The following is a 20889-nucleotide window of genomic DNA, read 5'->3' as shown; positions in this document are numbered from 1 at the left end:
TTGATTGCTAGAGCTAAGGAAAACCTTATGCCCATAAATACACAAACCGAATAGGTTAAGTAATACATATCAATAGAAACACAGAAATAGGATATAAAATTAGAAAATTTTTAATTCGTTTAGACACGTCCAGTAATGGAAAAAATCATATTACTTGTTAATATAGTTTTTATTTAATAAGAAATTAATTTGTATTGAAAAAAATTGATATTATAATCACAATAAAATTATAAATAAAAATAATTTGACATTGATACTTGATTAAAAAGATTAAGCATATTTATTTTTTGACTTGTTTCTAAAATAGCTAGCAATAGCAGCGCACATTAATCCACCGATAACAGCTAGATGTTCGAGTGCAAAATACATTGAAATATTAGCTTGATGGCCTATCATTGCCCAAAAGTGATGGACTATAAAAATGGTGAGCAAGAGAAATATTCCAACTGCACCTAACCATAAGAAACGATTGCTCAAGATCAAAGCTGAACTTGCTAATAATACAAACGCCGAAGCATAATTAAAAAATCCATGCGGGTTCTAATCCTGCCGCACTCATTTCTTGGAAGCTACTTTCAGTATCTAGGACTTTAGCTAGGCTGGAGCTTAGAAATAAAATAACTAAGAAAATTCGAGAAACATTCCAAAAGAATTACTTAAATCCTGCAATAGCAGCTAATTTAATTGAACCAATAATCCCAAATATGCCGACAAGTCCAAAGAAAAGGTATCGTACACTTAGTAATTATCAGAATTTTTGTAATGAACTAAATGTAAATATAAAGTCTACAAAAAAAATCTGTAGCTTTTCTGTAGACTGTAAGATTGTTTTTTAGTGATCTGAATTATTGTGGATTGTCAGTGAATATTTGAGTATATTTATTAAAAACAATGAGATATGTTGTTTGTTGTTGTGGTGTGTTTTCATGTATTTGTATAAATCATGGAACTCAAAATCCACTGTCAGCGATAAGGTGTCGGTTCGAGTCCGACCCTCGGACCATTGATTCTTCACGGAATTCTAGATAAACCCCGAAACCTTGATATACAAAGGTTTCGGGGTTTTGTCGTTATCGTAGACCGATATTTACTAAATTCTTCATTATTGAAAGACTAAATAAGCAGAAGAAAATGCTTTCATCGCATCTGTCATTTCTTTACCAATGCGGATTTACATGTTGAAACATTGCCATAAAATTTAACAACTGATCAAGTTTATAGCAAAAAAACTATGCTATATACAGGTTAAGGATAAACATAGGTTAAAAATCATGACGACGCTTGAAATCAAAGTCAAAGACCAGTTTGATCAACTCTATGATGCAAAAGCTACAATCAAGGAGCAGCAAAATACACCCGAAGGTGAGCCATTAAGCTTATATCAACGCGTTGAAAAAATTGAAGTGGATGAGGAAATTATTCTACCCTCTACAGAGCTTTTATTTGAAAGTCAAAATAGTAATCGTATTTATAAAATAGTCAGTCAATAAATTTTTAAAATGGCTTTATGATCTATAAAGTTAGCCATACCCTAAGTAATCATCTGGTATGGCTTTTATTTTTAAAATTTAACTCTATTACGACCTTCTGCTTTTGCTTCATATAATTTTTCATCAGCGAGCTTAAAAACACGTTTAATGTCACGGGCAGAATTAGGCCAATGTGCAAGGCCAACTGAAACCGTCACTTTACCAATGTCAGGAATCACTGTGTTTGCAATCGCTTCCCGAATACGTTCAGCGACCATAACGCCAATTGATGAGTCAGAGTTGGGTGCCAATATAATAAATTCTTCGCCTCCGATACGGCAGCAGGCATCAATATCCCGAGAAAAACCCTTAATTTTTTCTGCAATAATTTTTAAGACCTGATCGCCATTTTCGTGTCCATAGACATCATTTACTTTTTTAAAATGATCAATATCAAGAGAAATTACAAAAAAATGAGTTTCAGATTTAATAAATTCATCTAAAAATAGTTCCATTCCTCGTCGGTTATAAAAACCTGTAAGAGGATCCGTATTTACATAAAAATTTAATTCAGAAATTTTCTGTTTAAACTGTTGCGAACTTAGCAATAAGGATAATTTAAATCTGAGGACTTCATAATACCACGGATCAATTTCCTTAATTTTATGCTCTGTTGTAGATGCATTTAAATGACTTGCCATTTTGGCAAGTTGGGCTAAAGGATCTGAAATTAAATAAGAAATTCTCCAAACAATAAAAAATATAAACAGATAAAAAAACAACATTCCCGCAATGATTTTTACAATAATTGAAGAGGCTTGTGCCAAAAGTTCGTGCGTTGGCTGTTGAGAAACTACAATCCAATTGGTGGTTGGAATATGTGCAAAACCTGCCAAATTATCTTCACCCTGACTATTGGTGAGTCGGATTTTTCCATTTTTCTGTTTCATCATAGTTGTTAGCCCAGTATTTGGGCTAACTAAAGTACCAATACGTTTTTCATCTGGATGGAAAATAATATGTTGATTACCATCAATGACATACATATAACTATTTTTATAGCCATATTTCATGGTGAGTAATTCATTGAGAATATTATCTTTTTTGAGATAAATCGCAGCACCGATAAAACCTAAATAGTGTCTATTTTGATCAAAAATAGGTTGTGATAAAAAAATCACCAGATTCTTTTTGATCGAATAGTAGGGCGGCGTCACTATCGTTGCTTGATTTTTTAGTGACATTTCAAAGCCCAAGGTATGATTGACTACCTGTTTATTTAGCTTGAGTTGCTCAGGTGCAAAACTCCGTATATTTCCATGTTGATCAGCAATAATTACACTATTAAAGTAGTCAGACTGAAATTTCAGACGATCAACTTCAGCTTGTAATGCTTTTTCATTTCCAAATGACTGTCCCAATTGTTTGGCGCTGTAGTCAAGTTCTTTCAGCATGATTTTAAAGTGACTATTTGTTCCTCTAGCAATTTTTGAGGCATATTCCATGTTAACTGAAAGCGAGTTATTAATAAGTTGATTTTTTTGAATATAGTAGTTAACAAGTAAGGAAATAATGAACAGACTAAGTACACTAAAAATAGCCAGAAATAAAATTAACTTTCTTAGATTAAGTTGTAGAGAATGAATTAATTTTTTGAAAATCATGGAATAAAAAAGGATCTGACTTTGCTGCCTATAGTATATTTTTTGAATAATTTAATCGAATAAAATATTTAAAAATAGGTGGCTAATTTTCACACTTAAAGTCTAAGAAAAAAACTAAAATTATCAGAAACTTAAGATTGTTTTACCCTTATAATTGATTTTTTGGTAAAAATTTGATAAATGTAAGTTGTATAATGTTTTTAAGTTTTATCTTTTCGTTGTTTTATTTTCATTCTCCATATTCTATTCATAATAATCAAAATCTCCATGAGGCGGACCATGAGTTTACAGTTGTTAGAGCTCGATCAGGCAGATCAGCTAAGTGCTTGCCGCTTATCGCTACTCCTTGGTCTAAAAAGTGAACATAATCTGATTCAACAGTTTTTAGAATTTGGTAAAAACTTGATAGGGTCTCAGAAAGCAATTTTATGTTTTCATGAAGAAACTTATTTTTGGCATCATGCTGATCATAAAATTCACGCAGTGCTTAAGCTACAAAAACGTAATAATGCGCAGTTTTTCAAAGATAAAGTTTTTATTGATCAAAACCATCCGCACTATATGGATTTTTCAGCCTATATGAGCGAAGGTGGTGTAGATCATCATCGTATTATTGCTTTGAATATTCTAAAAAATAATGAATCTGTTGGAGTTGCTTTGTTTTTTGATGATGAGCAGCAGGCATTTGATCCTCTCAAAATTTCAATGCTCGCAGAACATGGAATGAATTTTTCTCGTTATCTTGAGCTAAAATATAACCATGAAATTCTGAATGAACTTTATGAACAGCAATGTGCTCTGAATTTTAGTAAAACTAAATTTTTCTCCATTATTTCCCACGATTTACGCGCACCCTTTCATGGGTTATTGGGCTTTTCTGAGGTGCTGGCAAAAGAGCGTGAAACTTTAGACGAGTCAAGTGTTCAAAATATCGCAGATTATCTTTATGACACTTCGCAGTCGACTTATAACTTATTAGAAAGTTTATTGGAATGGGCGATGGCTGAAGGTGGACGCTTTGTGTATCATCCGATCACCTTTAATCTTAAACAAGCCACATCGATTGTGATTAAAGTTTTAAATACTTTGGCAATTAAAAAGAAAATTGCTCTGATTGAAGAAATTCCAGAGGATCTCAAAGTCTATGCTGATATTAATATGATTACTTCAGTCATTCAAAATCTGGTTTCCAATGCTTTGAAATTTACCCATGTTGACGGTACGGGTAAAGTATATATTCAAGCCTTACACGGTGAGACAGGCGTTGAAGTGTATGTGCGAGATACTGGACTTGGTATGACTGAACAGCAAATGGAGAATATTTTTCAGCCTCGTATTACTGTAAGTTTTAAAGGCACCGAAGGTGAAAAAGGGGCAGGTTTAGGTCTCACTTTATGCAAGAGATTTGTTGATTTAAATCGCGGTCATATTTCAGTGAATTCCAAAGAGGGAGAGGGGACAACCTTTAAGGTAATTTTACCGCACGCACCAGAAATCAATGAACTCATGGTTGAACAAAAAACTACCAATGAGACAAAAATGGTTTAAATTGATTTCGCTAAATTCGCCTGCAACTGTTATAACTATTTTCAAATAAAAGTTGCAGGTTTGTTATGAATACTGAGCAGTTGCAAAAAACATTAAGAGCCAGCCAATACGCTGAACAAGTATTGAGTCTACATCAAGCGGCTTTAGAACAAGATTATGCAATTGATCAGTTTAATCATACGCTCAGCACACACGATATTTTTCAACGAGTTGAACAAGAATTAAAAGATATTCAAAATGAAAGCCAATGGATGCGAACTTTGCGCATTTTACGTGCCAAACTTATGTTTCGCTGGATTTGGCAAGATGCCAATCAGCTTACTACCGTCATAACACTCACACGTGAATTGTCCGATTTTGCAGATGCTTGTATTTGTGCTGCTAAACAATTTGCATTAGTCCCACTGGTTGCAAAACATGGCGAACCTGTTGGCTACGATAGCCAGATTCAGGATTTAATCGTGGTTGGAATGGGGAAGTTAGGCGCTCAGGAGCTAAATTTATCTAGTGATATTGACCTGATTTTTGCTTTTGATGAGCAAGGCGAAACCAATGGTCGAAAGTCGATTGATGTCCAGCAATTTTGTATTTTATGGGGGCAAAAATTAATTTATTTGCTGGATCATATTACAGCAGATGGTTTTGTTTTTCGTGTCGATATGCGCTTGCGTCCCTGGGGAGATGGTTCAGCGCTTGCCATTAGTCATGTGGCTTTGGAAAAATATCTGATTCAGCATGGACGTGAATGGGAACGCTATGCATGGATTAAAGCCCGTATTATCAGCGGTGGAAAACGGGGGGATAATCTATTGGATATGACGCGTCCCTTTGTATTTCGCCGATATGTGGATTATTCCGCATTTGAAGCTATGCGTGAAATGAAAGCCATGATTGAGCGTGAAGTAGCTCGACGTAATATTGCCGATGACATAAAGTTGGGTGCTGGCGGTATCCGCGAAGTTGAATTTATTGTGCAGGTTTTTCAGCTGATTTATGGCGGATCCAAGCGTGAGTTACAGGATCGACAATGTCTAGTCAGTCTTCACCACTTAGGCGAAGTAGGTTTGCTTGAGCCGCAAGCCGTGATTGAGCTTGAAGACGCTTATTTATTTTTAAGACGAATTGAGCATGCGATACAGGCGTTAAATGACCAGCAAACACAAATGTTGCCCATAGAGCCTGAATTACGTCAACGCATGATTGATACACTGGGTTACAGTTCTTGGGATTCATTTTTAACGGTTTTAAATGAAAAACGCGCGCGGGTGAGTGACCAATTTAAAAATCTGATTCAGGAAGAAGTCGCTTCGCCTATAGAAACAGAAAGCCAACTGGAACAACGATTGGATGAGGTTTTAGATGATTCAACCAGAAATCTGATTCATGAATTCTGGCATGGCAATGCCTTGAAAAAATTACCGTCCAAAGCTGTACAGCGTTTAAAAGATTTCTGGCCTTATTTAATTGAAGCGATATTACAGTCGGATAAGCCGCAAGTTGCGCTCACACGGTTAATGCCCTTGGTTGAATCAGTGATGCGCCGCACAGTTTATCTGGTAATGCTGATGGAAAGTCGAGGAGCCATGCAACGCTTAGTCAAGATGGCAACCGTGAGTCCGTGGATCTGTGAAGAGCTGACCCAATATCCAGTGTTACTGGATGAATTTCTATCTATGGACTTTGAGTTACCTAAGCGCAAAGATCTGGAAGATTCTTTACGTCAACAACTGCTGCGGATTGAAATTGATCAAGTGGAAGATCAAATGCGAGTACTGCGTTTATTTAAAAAGAGCAATGTACTCACAGTCGCTGCAAGTGATGTTCTGGCAGAAAGCCCTCTGATGAAAGTCTCTGATGCTTTAACAGATATTGCAGAAGTCAGCGTCATTGCCACTTTAAATCTGGCTTATCAAACAGTGGTAAAACGGCATGGTTATCCGCTAAATGCGCAAGGACAACGCTGCTCGTTAGAGCATAACGGTTTTGCAGTGATTGGTTACGGTAAAGTAGGAGGAATCGAGCTAGGTTATGGTTCCGATTTAGATTTAGTCTTTATTCACTATTTCGATGAGCAAGCCGAAACGGACGGACAAAAAGCCATTACAGGTTTTGAATTCGCCATGCGTGTAGCACAAAAGTTTTTATCGCTAATGACCACACAAACACTTGATGGCCGAGTGTATGAGATTGATACCCGACTACGTCCTTCTGGTGAGGCGGGTTTATTGGTTACTAGTCTCAAGGCATTTGAACATTATCAATTAAAGAGTGCTTGGCTTTGGGAACATCAAGCTTTAGTACGCGCACGTTCCATTGCGGGCGAAGAAGATTTAAGAGCTAAATTCGCGGTGCTTCGAGCTCAGATATTGATTCAACCTCGCGATGAAAAATACGTGCAGGAAGAAGTATTAAAAATGCGCCAGAAAATGAAAGATCATCTAGGTTCCTCTACAGAACAAAAAAAACATGGGATTTTTCATTTAAAACAGGATGCAGGTGGTATCGTTGACATCGAATTTATGGCACAGTATATGGTGCTTGCATGGAGTGGTGCGAATCCTGATCTCGCCCATTTTTCCGACAATGTAAGAATTCTTGAAGATGCTGCTAAAGCAGGCTGCTTATCCAGTGAAGATGCCACAGCATTGATACACGCTTATCTCAGTGAACGAGCCGAGAGCCACCGCCTAGCCCTTGCAAATCAATCCATGCAAGTCAGTGCTGCGGACTGGCGCGATACCCGCGAGGTCGTTTGCAAGTTATGGCAAAGATTAATAGATCCAGCATCAACGGTGATGCTGGAGAGTGAATGATTGTGTAAAAATTTGGAGTGTGTGCCATGAATTTGGCTGATCGTGATGGTTTTATTTGGCAAGATGGACAAATGGTTGATTGGCGTGAGGCAAAAATCCACGTCTTAACTCATACACTACACTACAGTATGGGTGTCTTTGAAGGTGTCCGTGCCTATGAAACGCCTAAAGGTACAGCAATTTTCCGTCTCCAAGACCATACTAAACGTTTGCTAAATTCTGCAAAAATTTATCAAATGAAAGTCCCGTTTGATCAAGCAACGCTTGAGCAAGCTCAAATTGATGTAGTACGTGAGAACAAACTGGCTTCATGCTATTTACGTCCACTGATCTGGATTGGTTCTGAACGTTTAGGAATTGCTGCAACCAATAATACGATTCATGCTGCGGTTGCTGCATGGGGCTGGGGTGCTTACTTAGGTGAAGAAGCGATGGCACAAGGTATTCGTGTCAAAACTTCATCATTTACACATCATCATCCTAACGTGACTATGTGTAAGGCGAAAGCGTGTGGTAACTATACGGTTTCGATTTTAGCACATCAGGAAGTTGCGCATTCGGGCTATGACGAAGCAATGTTGATGGATCCTCAAGGTTTTGTATGTCAGGGGTCTGGTGAAAACGTATTCTTGATCAAAGATGGCGTATTGCATACTCCTGATCTTGCAGGTGGTGCGCTTGACGGAATTACTCGTCAAACTGTGATTACTATTGCGAAAGATCTTGGGTATGACGTGGTTGAACGTCGTATTACTCGTGATGAATTTTATATCGCTGATGAAGCATTCTTTACTGGAACTGCGGCTGAAGTGACGCCAATCCGTGAATATGATGATCGTCAAATTGGTGAAGGTCGCCGTGGTCCAATTACCACGATTATTCAAAAAACATTCTTTGATGCAGTTCAGGGTAAAAATCCAAAATATGAACACTGGTTAACTTACGTTAAATAAGCTAATCGGTTAAGATTAAAGGCGAAACCTGTGTTTCGCCTTTTTTATTGACGTAATATTGGGAAAATAAAATGCATATTGTATATGTGAGTGATGCAAAGGCGGGACATCGATCACAAGCTCTGGGCTTATATCAGGCCATGCATCAGCAAAATCCCAATACCAGTTTTGAAGAGATTAGGCTTGAGCAATTGCCGTTATTGGTCATTTTGAAAGGGCTTCTTAGCCATCAAGTAAATGGTATTATGCAACAACCTGACTTTATTTTTGGTGTGGGTTCTCATACGCATTTACGCGTTTGGTTGCTGGGTAAAGTTTATCCTAAAGCGAAAACCGTGATCTTGATGAAGCCTAGTTTACCGATTCAATGTTTTGATTATGCGGTTATTCCGGAGCATGATGGTATTGCTGCATCTGATCACGTAATTGTCACCCAAGGTGCCCTAAATCCGATTAAAAATGAACATCGTCATCAAGAAAATCGTATTTTGATTGCGCTTGGTGGAAATTCAAAACGGCATCAGTGGAATGAAAACAAGGTACTAATGGCAATCGCACAAATCGTGCAGCAAAATTCGCAATGCCAAATCATATTAACTACTTCTCGACGTACCCCTGAGCATTTTCTTACGCATTTAAAACAACAAAGTTATGTACAGCAATTAGACATTTTCCCCGTAGAGCAAACCCCACAGGGCTGGATCTTTGAGCAAATGCAACAGGCAGAAGTAATCTATGTAACAGAAGATAGTGTTTCAATGATTTTTGAGGCGTTAACTGCGGGCTGCAGAGTTGGGGTAATTGCAATGGATCGCTTGAAATCTGATAGAATTACACAATTAATTGATCAATTACCCTTTGAACAAACTACAGAAATTATTCGTTTGTTACAGCTTACAACTCCATTACATGAAGCGAAGCGAGTAGCATCTCAATTATTGGACTCATCGAGTTTTTAATTAAATGAAAATATTGCATATTGCAAATTTTGGCTTTAACAAACAGGGCGCACATTTTTATTGTACAGATCGAAAAATTTCGGCAGGACTGATCGAAAATGGTCACTTTGTCTATGATTTTAGCTTTCGAGATATGGCTCGGATGGGAACCGTTTTTAAAACAAAAAAATTAGGTGCGAATTGGGCCAATAAAGAAATCTTAAAAATTGTGGATAATCTTGAACCTGATTTAGTCCTAATTGGACATAGTGATTTGATGAGTCCAGACGTACTTAAGCAGATTAAGTATCTATACCCGAAAACTAAAATTGCTTTTTGGTATGTAGATCCACTTTATCTTGAACACAAACTGGATTTTGTAAAAGCATTCTCGCCGTATCTGGATGCTATTTTTTGTACCACGGCAGGTGAATATTTGGCTAAACTCAAACAGCCTCATTTAAGTGTCGGTTATATGCCTAATATTGGACATCGTAATGTAGAAACCCTAGTGCAATTTGCAAAGGGAGATACAGATAAGACTTTTATCTTTTGTGGTGTAGTTTACAAAGAGCCAGAGCGCGAAAAATTTTTAAAAGATTTGGCAGAAACCTTACAAGGTAATCGAATTAAATATCAATATTATGGATGTTTTGATCAGGCTGGGGTTTATGGAAAAGCTTATTATCAAGTTTTAGCAGACTCTAAAATGGGGCTAAATTATTCAAGACGTAACGATGTGACTTTATATAGTTCTGATCGTATTGTTCAACTTACAGGAAATGGACTCTTAACATTTTGTCCCCGCATTCCAGATTTTGAAAAATTGTATAATGAACAAGAAGTCGTTTATTTTAATGATCAGGCTGATCTGGCCAGAAAGATTCAATTCTTTGATCGGCATCCTGAACAGATGATACAAGTTGCACAAGCTGGCTGGGAAAAAACGCGTCAATCATTTAATGCAAAGCGAATTACTCAATACATGCTTGAAGTGGCTTTCCGTCAACCTCTTTCAGAAGAATATGAATGGTCACATGAGGTATATGCATAATGTGGTTGCTGTATATAGTGCTAGTTTTAGTATTTCTTGCTGGATTACTTTATCTACTTGGTAACTATACCTTTTGGTTGCCATTTCGCTCGAATAAACTACCGCGTATTGTCATGCTACATCAAGTGACGCCCCGTTTAAATGCTTCGGGTATGAATATGCCTCCCGAAAAATTTGAGCAACTATTACGACTTTTGGTAAGTAAGAAATCAAGATTTTGTTTTGTCTCTGAATTGGAACAATATCGTGAACAAAGCAATGTGGTGGCCATAAGTTTTGATGATGGTTTTATGGATAATTATATCTATGCTTATCCGCTATTAAAAAAATATAACGCCAAAGCCACAATTTATTTGGCTACACAAATAGAAGGTATTGAAAAACTGAGTCATGTCCAAATTCAAGAAATGGCTTCTTCTGGTTTAGTAGAGTTTGGAGCGCATACCCAACACCATGTCAATTTGCTGAAACTAGATGATCAAGCTGCTTATGGCGAAATGCAAAAATCGAAACAAGATGTTGAACAAATAGTTGGGAAATGCCCAAGTTTTGCCTATCCATTTGGTCGCTTTAATGAAAAACATCAGCAAATGGCTCGTGAAATAGGCTTTAAAAATGCGGTATCCACCCGAAAAAAAATCGAAGCTTATGATGTTCAGCATCCATTTAATATTCCAAGAGTGAGTACGCATGGTGCCATGAATACATTACAAATGCGTATCGCACTTGCTAAAGGGCGTTATAAGCTATGAATAAAATTGCATGCAGTGTTTATATAGTCACTCTTAATTGTGGACCTTGGTTAGAAAGGACATTAAATAGTGTACGTGATTTTGATGAGGTGATTATTCTCGACTCAGGAAGCACAGATAATACCTATGCAATTGCCCAGCAGTTTGAGAATGTACAAATTTCTCATCAGGATTGGCAAGGTTATGCAGGACAAAAAAGTCTAGCTTTAGCAAAATGTCGCAATGCTTGGGTGCTGAATCTGGATGGTGACGAAGTATTATCAGACGGTCTAAAGCAAGAGATTGTGAATGTTATTCAACAAGATCAGATTGATGCTTTAATTACCCCAATTAATGATGTTTTCTTAGGTGTAGCAAATAGCAAACATACCAAGAAACATGCCAAAGTCCGCTTTTTCCGTCGATCCAAAGGACAGTATGATCTAGCCAATAAAGTCCATGAAAATGTGATTGTGGATGGTTTTTCACAACGTGCAGAACATGATATCTATCATTTTGGTGAGTCGAGTATTTTTGTCAAAGTTGAAAAAAATAATCAATATTCAAACCTAAAGGCCTTAGAAAAATTCCAAAAAGGAAAATCTCCAAGTCTTGCTAAGCTGATATTGATCATGCCCATAACTTTTTTAAAATCTTATTTCATCCGTCGTAGTTTCCTAAATGGCTGGCGTGGTTTCGTCAATAGCATGATCAATGCCTTTTATGCATTTTTAAAAGAAGCAAAACTCTTTGAACAAAGTATGAATAAAGATAAAAAGTAGTGGGATAAGTGATGAGAATCGTTCAGATATTAGCAACAAGTGGAGGCTTAGGCGGATTAGAACAGCATACCTTTAATTTGAGCAATGAACTGGCTTTGAGTCAGGACGTGCATGTAATTGCTCATCCATGCTATGCGGAAAAATTTACATCTCAAGTTACTTTTCATGCACTAGATTTTTCCCGCAGTCGCTGGAATATTTTTCTACTTTGGCAACTCAAATCGCTTATTCAACAGATTCAACCTGAAATTGTCCATGCTCAGGCAGGTAAAGCGGCTGAACTGATTTCACGTATTCGATGTTATTTACCAGATGTAAAAGTAGTCACAACTATTCATGGAACCAAAAAAAATAAATCTGCTTACTTGGTCGGAAATGCTGTTATTGCAGTGAGTCAGGCTCTGGCTCAGGATATTCCAAAAGACAAAGTCCATGTGATTTATAATGGTGTTTATTCCCAACCGCCATTAACGTTCATAAACAAGCAAAATCTATTGCAAAGAGTTCTTCAAGATTTCCCAAAGTTGGATCCTACAAAAAAAATAGTGATGTGTATTGGGAGGTTGGAGCCCGTTAAAAATATTCGTTTGTTGATTCAATCTATTCAGAATATTGATGCTAATTTATGGATTATCGGTGATGGATCATTGAGAGAAGCCTTAGAAAAACAGGTTAAGGCTTTAGGGTTGCAAAATAAAGTCGCTTTTTTAGGTTTTAGAGCAGATGCTAGAGAACTCATTCAATTGGCCGACATTATTGTTTTATCTTCAGATCGAGAGGGCTTCCCGCTCGTGATGGTTGAAGCCTTGCAAGCTGATAAAGTCATGGCCTCGACGAAAGTAAATGGGGTCGTAGAATGGCTGCCAACTGAATATCTGGCAGATATTGGCGATGATCAATCATTAACGATTGCAATTAATCATGCTCTACAACCTCAAGCCAAATCTCAATTTGATTCACTTTTTAAAAAAGCCAAGGCAGAATTGACGGTTGCAGCAATGGCAAAGCAGACTCTCCGTATATATGAAAATCTGCTCGGAAATTAATGGGTTTTAGGGGATAGGCGAATTGAGTCTAAGACCACAAATCCATCTTCATAATTCATCGTATGACAACCATCATCCATTGGATTCCAGTCTGGAAGAATGACGCTTAAAAGTTGTTCCTGATAATTGGTGGGACTCAATTGAGTAATGGCTTTTAACTCAATATTTCCCCCATAACGCTTTAATGAGTCCTGACTAGGTCGAACCAGTTGCCCTTGATAATAAAAGGGTTTTCCTGCCATCCGAAATTGTTGACTGCCTTTATATACGGGGTTGTGAGGATGTTCTTTCCATTCAGGTTTTAAAATATCGTTGGTAAAAAATATATCTAAACGATCGCCAAACTTTTTGCAGTTACGCCGTGTAGATGTAAACAAATACCAAATTCCTTCATGGTAAAGAGGGGTACTGTCTACGGCTTCGATATTTTCTAATAAATTTGAATGTTTCTCCCATTTACATGGAAATTCTATGCATTTCCATAGTTCGATAGTTTTATTTGCAGAAGTTTCAGGAATCATGTACCAATCATTTTCTACTTTAAATACACAAGGATACGAAAGGTGATAATCAAGCTTTAAAATAGTTTGTGGCGAAGTAGAAGTTCCATCTTTAAATACTTCCACGACAGAAAGAAAACCAACAGGATGGTGATCATCGACTTCTTCAAAAAAAATGAAATGACGGCCATCTTCATAAGCATAAAAACTATCTGCAAAAGTAAATTTTTGCGGAGAATGAATTTCATAAAGATCTTTAAGCTGATCTAAACTGGTCAAAGGCTGATTTAACCAACCAAAACGCATATACCAATGTGAATTAAAGGATTTTTCTTTTTTCTTTTGCTGATATTTATACCATTTTTTTAAAATTTGACGTTTCATCATTAAATTTCACACTCGATATGGCTATAATTGGTACACTACACCTGATTTATTTTAGCACTTGATTGAAATGAAAAAATATCTCATTAGTATTGAATCCGAAGATAGTAAAAGACTACAAGGATTTTACGCGCAAAAAACATTTTATAAGTATAAAGATGATTTTAAACAATTTGGAATTATCGGTAAAAACTTAACTGTTAGTGAATATTTTGAACAGGGTGTTGCAGGTAAAAGCAAACCAATGACACCAGGCGAGTTGGGGTGTACACTTTCTCATCTTGCAGCATTGAAGGATTTTTTATCCTCTGAAGAATCGTATGCCGTTATTTTTGAAGATGATGTAATTGAGAGATTTTCAATTGATTTTAATGTGTTAGAAGAACAAATTAAAATGATGAGGTTGAGTCCTCCCTTGTTCTTAAGTCTGGGTGGTATTCAGATGAAAATTTGTCGTAAAGTGAAGGGAAAAGATCAGAAAAATCTCTTATTAGATCAACCAGTTTTAAAAGTTGATCCTTTTTTTTATGAAAATTTGGCATATGCATATGCATATATAGTAGACCGTGAAATGGCTAAAATATTACTTAATTTTCATAAACCCCCAAAAGTTTATGATCAATGGGCTGACCTTACAATTAATTCTAAACAGCCATTTAATATCTATGTTTCATATATATTTGATCATCCCCAAATCGAAAATGAGAAAGATAAGAGTTATCTTGAAAATGAAAGAGACATGATGACTATAACAAAAAAGAAATCTTATTCAAATTCTTCTTATATTGTAAAAAAAATTAGAGGATTTTTTCTTCAAACTTATAAGTTAAATATATAATCAAATAGGCAATTTATTTTGAAAAAATATCTCATTAGTATCGAAGCATATGATAGTCCAAGACTAAAAAAATTTTTTTCTCAAAGTAATTTCCATCTATATATGGCTGATTTTAAGAAAATAGGCATTAAAGGAAAAGATCTTACAGTAAAAGAATATTTTGATTTGGCCGTTGCGACTCAAAAGTATCCATTAAGTCCAGGAGAGCTGGGGTGTACTTTATCCCATATGCAAGCTCTTCATGATTTTATTACAAGTGATGAAAAATATGCATTAGTATTAGAAGATGATGCTATCCAAACCATGGATATTGATTTGAATCAATTTGAATCAGAAGTAGAAAATTTGAATTTGCAAGATTGTTTCTTTATGAGTTTAGGTGGTATTCAACTTAAAGTAAATGATCGTGTTTATGGGAAAATTCAGGTTCAGAAAATTCATCATAAAAATATTCTAAAACTTCATCCTTATAGTATTGCTGATTTATCTTATACCTATGCTTATATAGTAGATAAAGAAATGGCTCAGGTATTATTGAATTATCATCATAAACCACATGTATGTGACCATTGGGATGAGTTATATCAATTCAATTCAAAAGTTAATTTTTATGCAACGTTTTTATTTGATCATCCTGAAATCATAACTCATACGTCTTCCACCAGTAGTATAGAGATAGAGCGTAAACTTCTTCTAGAAAAAAATAAAGTGGAAAGAAATATTTTTGAAAAACTCAATCGATCATTTAAAAAAAAGTGGTTAAAGTGTTTTTATGAGCGATATAGTGAATTTAAAAATTAAATCAAATTTAGTTAGAGTTATTTATGAAAAATTTAATTGTTGTAAGATGTGGAGATAATTCACTGCATGAAAAATGGGTTTCAATTGAAGCAAATTATGATATCGCTTTAAGTTATTTTGGAAATAATCCGAAGTTTGATATGGATAAAATTAAATTTTTCCATCCTTATAAAGGCTCCAAGTGGGAAGGTTTGTATAATTTTTTTACTACAACTGAATTTTGGAAAGGGTATGATGCAATCTGGTTACCTGATGATGATATAGATATAGATGCTCAAGCTATTAATCAATTTTTTGAATTATTTCACTATTATAATTTTGATTTAGCTCAACCTTCGCTGGATGAAAGAAGCTATTATTCTTGGGGGATTCTATTAAATAATAAATCTTTTAAATATCGTGAAACGAATTTTGTTGAAGTGATGATTCCTTGCTTTAATAAAAAATCTTTTCAGTCATTATATCCAACATTTAAAGAAAATAAATCAGGATGGGGACTAGATAACTTATGGCCTAAACGCCTAGGTGAGTCTTCTAAAATCGGTATTATTGATGAAGTAAAAGTATTTCATACTCGTCCTGTTGGTTCAGCAGGTAATGGTGTTGGTAAACAAAGTTTGAGAAAAAATACTTTTTTCTCAAAAGCGAAATTGATTACCCCACTTGATGAACTGAATATTGTGCTTAAAAAATATAATTTAAGCCAGGATACAATTTGTAAAGGTGGTCTGGATTATCAAAATAAATATTTGAATGCTGAAAATGTTGAATTTATTAAAAAAGTGATTGCTGGGTCTGATAATCGACTCTTAGAAGGAACATCAATTTCTTTTGGATTAGATAAAATTGGATTAGATAAATGAAGTTTTTAATCGTGGGATGTGGGTTTACCGGCGCTGTCATTGGAAGAGAGCTTGCAGAACAAGGGCACTCTATTGTCATTATTGATCAACGGCATCACGTAGGGGGTAATTGTTATACTGAACGAGATCAGCAAACTGGCATCATGGAACATGTTTATGGGCCACATATTTTTCATACAGATGACGAGCAGGTTTGGAAGTATATTAATTCACATGGGAATTTTAAGCCATATATAAACAGAGTTAAGTCGATTGTAAAGAATGAGGTTTATTCTCTTCCTATTAATTTGCATACAATTAATCAATATTTTAAAACTAACTTTACCCCAAATGAAGCAAAGAATTTTATAAAAAATCTAGGTGATAAAAATATTGAGGTTCCACAAAATTTTGAAGAACAGGCTTTAAAGTTTATTGGAAAAGATTTATATGATGCTTTTTTTAAAGGATATACAAAAAAGCAGTGGGGACTTGAACCTAAATTATTACCTGCCAGTATTTTGAAAAGATTACCTGTCAGATTTAATTATGATGATAACTATTTTTCACATAAATATCAGGGCATGCCTGAAAATGGATATACATCAATTATCGAATCTATTTTAAATCATGAAAATATCTCAGTAGAGTTAACTAAAAGTTTTTCTAAACAGCTAATAGCTGAATATGATCATATTGTTTGGACTGGTAAGTTAGATCAATGGTTTGATTATTCTGAAGGAAAGCTGAATTATCGTACGTTGAAATTTGAAAAAAATTACTTTGAAGGTGATTATCAGGGCAATGCGGTTATTAATTATGGCGATGAAACTGTACCTTATACCAGAATTTCTGAGCATAAACATTTTGCTCCATGGGAAACACATGAACAATCTATTTATTTTAAAGAATACAGTGCAGATTGTACCGATGAAGATATTCCTTACTATCCTGTGAGATTAGCTAATGATAAAACAGTGTTAGATAAATATTTGGCTTTGGCAAAATTGGAAAAAAAAGTCACTTTTGCTGGACGCCTAGGAACTTATAGTTATATGGATATGGACGTAACTATTAGACAGGCTTTAGATATATCGAAAGAACTTATTAATCAAGCTGATTCTATCTGACCATTTCTGAAGTTGAATAAGCAACATCATTGATCTAAATCATGATGTTGCACTACAAAATTATTTATCCGCATTTCCTTTTAAGACCATGTAAATCAGCGCAACAAAAATAAGCAATGCACCAACCAAGCTACTTATGCAGAAAAATAAAATTCGTTGATTTGTAGTCATGTTAAACAATTCATTTGCAAGAATATAGCGCATGAAAAACCATTGTGCTAAAGAAAATACAATAATTACAAGGGCATGTCGACGCACTTCAGGACGCATAGCCATATTGATAACCTTGTTTAACAATAAAATTGCCCAATTATGCCACTTGATAGCTACTATCTCAACTGTATCATTGCATGTGAAAGGATAAGGAAAAAATTGGTTTAGTATTATCATTATGTGCGAATTATGAAGAAAAAATAACGCAATTACACAATAAATTCATATTATTTTTATGACTTTAGCTTTAACTGTTAATTAGATTATTTGATTTAAAATTTTGTTTTTGGGGATATGAGTTTGAAGCATCCAATTGATTTTGTAATGATTTGGGTAGATTCAAATGATACAAGCTGGAAAAAGGATTTTCTCTATTATAAGTCGAAAGATAGTAATCTGACACAGGAAGAGTTAGATGAACAATGTCGTTATCGTGATTGGGAAAATTTACAATACTGGTTTAGATCAATTGAAAAATATTGTCCATGGGTAAGAAAAATCCATATTGTAACGTGTGGACATTTTCCAGAGTTTTTAGTTAAAGACCATCCAAAGTTAAATTTAGTCAAGCATAATCAAATTATTGATGCCGCCTATTTACCTACTTTTAGCTCTCATGTAATTGAAATTAATATCCATAAAATTCAAGGATTGGCTGAACACTTCGTTTATTTTAATGATGATATGTTTATCAATAAACCACTAGAGCCAGACTTCTTTTTTAAAAAAGGGTTACCTTGTGATGGTATTGTCTTACAACCATTAATGGTGGTAGGTACAGAAAATTTTCTGGGTGCAGTCACCCTCACAGATGTTGCAATTATTAATAAATATTTTAATAAACGGCAGCTTTTTAAGAAAAGTCCTTATGCACTTTTTAATTTAAATTATACTCCAAAAAATAATTGGATTAATTTTTTAGAGTTTTATAATCGAAAGTTTTCAAGTTTCTATAACATGCATTTACCCCAGCCTTTTTTAAAATCAATCTTTGATGAAGTCTGGGAAAATGAAAAGGATTATTTAAATCAAGTTTGTACTCATCGTTTCAGACAGCCTTTAGATGTTAATCAATATTTATTCCGTATCTGGCAGTTATGTTCAGGAAATTTTTATCCAATTAATTTGTTTAATCGTGGGCAAAATTTTAATTTAAAACTTGAGAGTTTAAATGAGATTTTAGAAGTGGTGAGAAAGGAAAAACTCCCACAAATTTGTTTAAATGATGATGAGCAAGTTCATGATTTTGAGCAACTTAAAGTTGAAATAATCCAAATTTTTTCTGAAAAATTTAAAACGCCGTCTAGCTTTGAATGTCAGAATTAAAAATTTCGCTACTTTTAAATAAAAGACCTGCACTGAGCAGGTCTTTTAAGATTTAGAATTAGATGATCAAATTAATCTTCTTTCTTCGGTTGTTCGCGTAAACGAATACCTAAGTCACGTAGCTGATTTGGCTCAACTGGTGCAGGCGCTTGAGTTAAAGGGCATTCAGCGGTCTTGGTTTTCGGGAATGCAATCACATCACGAATAGAAGATGCACCTGTCATCAGCATCACCAAACGATCCAGACCAAAAGCCAAACCACCATGTGGAGGTGCACCATAGCGTAATGCATTTAACAAGAAACTGAACTTTTCTTCTGCTTCTTCATCAGAAATACCCAGCGCTTCAAAAATTGCTTTTTGCATTTCTAAAGTATAAATACGCAGCGAACCACCACCAATTTCAGTTCCATTTAAGACCATATCATAAGCAACAGATAAAGCTTCACCTGGATTGGCTTTTACATCTTCAACACTTGATTTTGGCAAAGTAAATGGATGGTGAACGGATGTCCATTTGCCATCATCAGTTTCCTCAAACATTGGGAAATCAACAACCCAAAGCGGTGCCCACTCTTGTGTTGCAAGTTTCAAATCATGACCGATTTTAACACGCAGCGCGCCCATAGCATCGTTCACAACTTTGGCTTTGTCTGCACCAAAGAAGACAATGTCGCCATTCTCTGCACCCACACGTTTTAGGAGATCAAGTACGATTGGCTCGATAAATTTAACGATTGGGGATTGTAAGCCTTCTATACCTTTTTCAAGTTCATTGACTTTGATATATGCCAACCCTTTGGCACCATAGATTCCGACAAACTTGGTATATTCATCAATTGCACTGCGTGGCAATGAACCTGCGTCAGGCACACGTAAAGCGACGATACGACCTTTAGGATCTTTGGCTGGGCCCGCAAATACTTTAAATTCCACATCCTGCATCAAATCAGCAACGTCAACGAGTTTCAATGGAATACGTAAATCTGGTTTGTCAGAAGCATAATCACGCATAGCTTCGCTATATGGCATACGCTGGAATTTATCAAACTTAATGCCAAGTAATTCATCAAACAGTTTTACCGTCATACCTTCCATCAAATCCATGATGTCATCATCATTCAAGAATGATGTTTCAATGTCGATTTGAGTAAATTCTGGCTGACGATCTGCACGTAAATCTTCGTCACGGAAACATTTAGCAATTTGATAGTAACGATCAATACCACCGACCATTAGCAATTGTTTAAACAATTGTGGTGATTGTGGTAGTGCGTAGAAGCTACCGTTTTGTACACGGCTTGGAACGAGATAATCACGTGCACCTTCAGGTGTAGCGCGAGTTAAAATCGGTGTTTCAACATCAAGGAAACCATGATCATCTAGATAATTACGGATCAGATTGGTTACTTTAGAACGGAAACGTAAGCGATCCAGCATTTCTGGACGGCGAATATCAAGGAAGCGATATTTTAAACGGTGTTCTTCAGATACATTAATATTGTCGTCATTCAATGGGAATGGCGGAGTTTCAGATTGTGCAAGAACTTCAATTTCTTTGCCCAAAACCTCAATTTGACCACTCACCATATTGGCATTTTCAGTACCTTCATAGCGACGACGGACACGACCTGTAATTTTTAAAACAAACTCTGAACGTGCTTTGTCCGCAGTTGCAAAAGCTTCAGGAGTATCTGGATCGATGACGACTTGGACTAAACCATCACGGTCACGCATATCAAGGAAAATAACACCACCATGGTCACGGCGACGGTGTACCCATCCGCAAAGTGTTACTGTCTGGTCAATTTGGGCTTCTGTTAAAGAGCCGCAGTAATGAGTTCGCATCATAATTTAA

General features: G+C 35.6%; 18 protein-coding genes and 1 pseudogene. 15 read left to right on the top strand and 4 right to left on the bottom strand.

The window, feature by feature from the left end:
* Positions 1–632: 632 nt before the first annotated feature.
* Together IAE20_RS16800 and IAE20_RS13615 are read left to right on the top strand one after the other, a co-directional pair.
* Positions 633–734, top strand: a pseudogene (locus IAE20_RS16800) (Fic family protein); the annotation flags it as partial.
* 537 nt (positions 735–1271) lie between these two features.
* Positions 1272–1490 carry a hypothetical protein gene (locus IAE20_RS13615; protein WP_200460571.1) on the top strand — a complete coding sequence of 73 codons (219 nt, stop codon included), beginning with the start codon at positions 1272–1274 and terminating at the stop codon, positions 1488–1490.
* Between the two features lie 71 nt (positions 1491–1561).
* Here the strand turns inward: IAE20_RS13615 and IAE20_RS13610 are convergent, their stop codons facing one another.
* Complete coding sequence (locus tag IAE20_RS13610; protein ID WP_200482522.1) at positions 1562–3133, bottom strand: sensor domain-containing diguanylate cyclase; 1572 nt, start codon at positions 3131–3133, stop codon at positions 1562–1564.
* 279 nt (positions 3134–3412) lie between these two features.
* Here IAE20_RS13610 and IAE20_RS13605 point away from each other — a divergent pair, with 279 nt between their 5' ends.
* The 8 genes from IAE20_RS13605 to IAE20_RS13570 all read left to right on the top strand — a co-directional run bounded on the left by IAE20_RS13605 (position 3413) and on the right by IAE20_RS13570 (position 12998).
* Positions 3413–4681, top strand: coding sequence for a sensor histidine kinase (locus tag IAE20_RS13605; RefSeq protein WP_200460569.1), 1269 nt, complete (start codon positions 3413–3415; stop codon positions 4679–4681).
* A gap of 65 nt (positions 4682–4746) precedes the next feature.
* Positions 4747–7494 carry a bifunctional [glutamate--ammonia ligase]-adenylyl-L-tyrosine phosphorylase/[glutamate--ammonia-ligase] adenylyltransferase gene (gene glnE / locus IAE20_RS13600; RefSeq protein WP_200460568.1) on the top strand — a complete coding sequence of 916 codons (2748 nt, stop codon included), beginning with the start codon at positions 4747–4749 and terminating at the stop codon, positions 7492–7494.
* Between the two features lie 26 nt (positions 7495–7520).
* The gene (locus IAE20_RS13595; protein ID WP_200460567.1) at positions 7521–8447 is read left to right on the top strand and encodes a branched-chain amino acid transaminase; all 927 of its coding nucleotides are present in this window, start codon (positions 7521–7523) and stop codon (positions 8445–8447) included.
* Positions 8448–8518: 71 nt separating this feature from the next.
* Positions 8519–9406 (top strand): mitochondrial fission ELM1 family protein, encoded by an 888-nt coding sequence (locus tag IAE20_RS13590; RefSeq protein WP_200460566.1) that lies wholly within the window; start codon positions 8519–8521, stop codon positions 9404–9406.
* Positions 9407–9410: 4 nt separating this feature from the next.
* Positions 9411–10439, top strand: a complete 1029-nt coding sequence (locus IAE20_RS13585) for a glycosyltransferase (protein ID WP_200460565.1) — start codon at positions 9411–9413, stop codon at positions 10437–10439.
* Positions 10436–11191, top strand: a complete 756-nt coding sequence (locus IAE20_RS13580; protein WP_200482543.1) for a polysaccharide deacetylase family protein — start codon at positions 10436–10438, stop codon at positions 11189–11191. Before IAE20_RS13585 ends, IAE20_RS13580 begins: the two co-directional genes overlap by 4 nt.
* Positions 11188–11952: a glycosyltransferase family 2 protein gene (locus IAE20_RS13575; protein ID WP_200482523.1), complete on the top strand. Its 765-nt coding sequence runs from the start codon at positions 11188–11190 to the stop codon at positions 11950–11952. Before IAE20_RS13580 ends, IAE20_RS13575 begins: the two co-directional genes overlap by 4 nt.
* Before the next feature lie 11 nt (positions 11953–11963).
* On the top strand, positions 11964–12998 hold the full coding sequence (locus IAE20_RS13570; protein WP_200482524.1) for a glycosyltransferase: 1035 nt from the start codon (positions 11964–11966) through the stop codon (positions 12996–12998).
* Here IAE20_RS13570 and IAE20_RS13565 read toward each other — a convergent pair.
* Entirely contained in the window at positions 12995–13885 is an 891-nt protein-coding gene (locus tag IAE20_RS13565) for a hypothetical protein (RefSeq protein WP_200460562.1), read from the bottom strand. The genes IAE20_RS13570 and IAE20_RS13565 overlap by 4 nt on opposite strands.
* A gap of 67 nt (positions 13886–13952) precedes the next feature.
* Here IAE20_RS13565 and IAE20_RS13560 point away from each other — a divergent pair, with 67 nt between their 5' ends.
* The 4 genes from IAE20_RS13560 to glf are packed head-to-tail and all read left to right on the top strand — an operon-like array spanning position 13953 to position 17493.
* Entirely contained in the window at positions 13953–14720 is a 768-nt protein-coding gene (locus tag IAE20_RS13560; protein WP_200460561.1) for a glycosyltransferase family 25 protein, read from the top strand.
* Between the two features lie 18 nt (positions 14721–14738).
* Positions 14739–15521, top strand: a complete 783-nt coding sequence (locus IAE20_RS13555; RefSeq protein WP_200460560.1) for a glycosyltransferase family 25 protein — start codon at positions 14739–14741, stop codon at positions 15519–15521.
* Between the two features lie 23 nt (positions 15522–15544).
* On the top strand, positions 15545–16384 hold the full coding sequence (locus tag IAE20_RS13550; RefSeq protein WP_200460559.1) for a DUF707 domain-containing protein: 840 nt from the start codon (positions 15545–15547) through the stop codon (positions 16382–16384).
* The gene (gene glf, locus IAE20_RS13545) at positions 16381–17493 is read left to right on the top strand and encodes a UDP-galactopyranose mutase (protein ID WP_200482525.1); all 1113 of its coding nucleotides are present in this window, start codon (positions 16381–16383) and stop codon (positions 17491–17493) included. The genes IAE20_RS13550 and glf overlap by 4 nt, the downstream gene beginning before the upstream one ends.
* Positions 17494–17553: 60 nt before the next feature.
* Here the strand turns inward: glf and IAE20_RS13540 are convergent, their stop codons facing one another.
* Positions 17554–17769 carry a hypothetical protein gene (locus IAE20_RS13540; protein ID WP_200482526.1) on the bottom strand — a complete coding sequence of 72 codons (216 nt, stop codon included), beginning with the start codon at positions 17767–17769 and terminating at the stop codon, positions 17554–17556.
* Positions 17770–18030: 261 nt separating this feature from the next.
* Between IAE20_RS13540 and IAE20_RS13535 the strand changes: the two genes are divergently transcribed.
* Positions 18031–19032, top strand: a complete 1002-nt coding sequence (locus tag IAE20_RS13535; RefSeq protein WP_227611077.1) for a stealth conserved region 3 domain-containing protein — start codon at positions 18031–18033, stop codon at positions 19030–19032.
* Positions 19033–19103: 71 nt separating this feature from the next.
* Here the strand turns inward: IAE20_RS13535 and aspS are convergent, their stop codons facing one another.
* A complete protein-coding gene (aspS, locus tag IAE20_RS13530) occupies positions 19104–20882 on the bottom strand; it encodes an aspartate--tRNA ligase (protein ID WP_200460555.1) in 1779 nt (592 codons plus the stop codon).
* Between the last annotated feature and the right edge of the window lie 7 nt (positions 20883–20889).

Origin of the sequence: Acinetobacter sp. S54 (genome assembly GCF_016624945.1) — a bacterium.
In the GTDB taxonomy this organism is placed as follows: domain Bacteria; phylum Pseudomonadota; class Gammaproteobacteria; order Pseudomonadales; family Moraxellaceae; genus Acinetobacter.
This window is presented reverse-complemented; position numbering and strand designations above follow the sequence as displayed.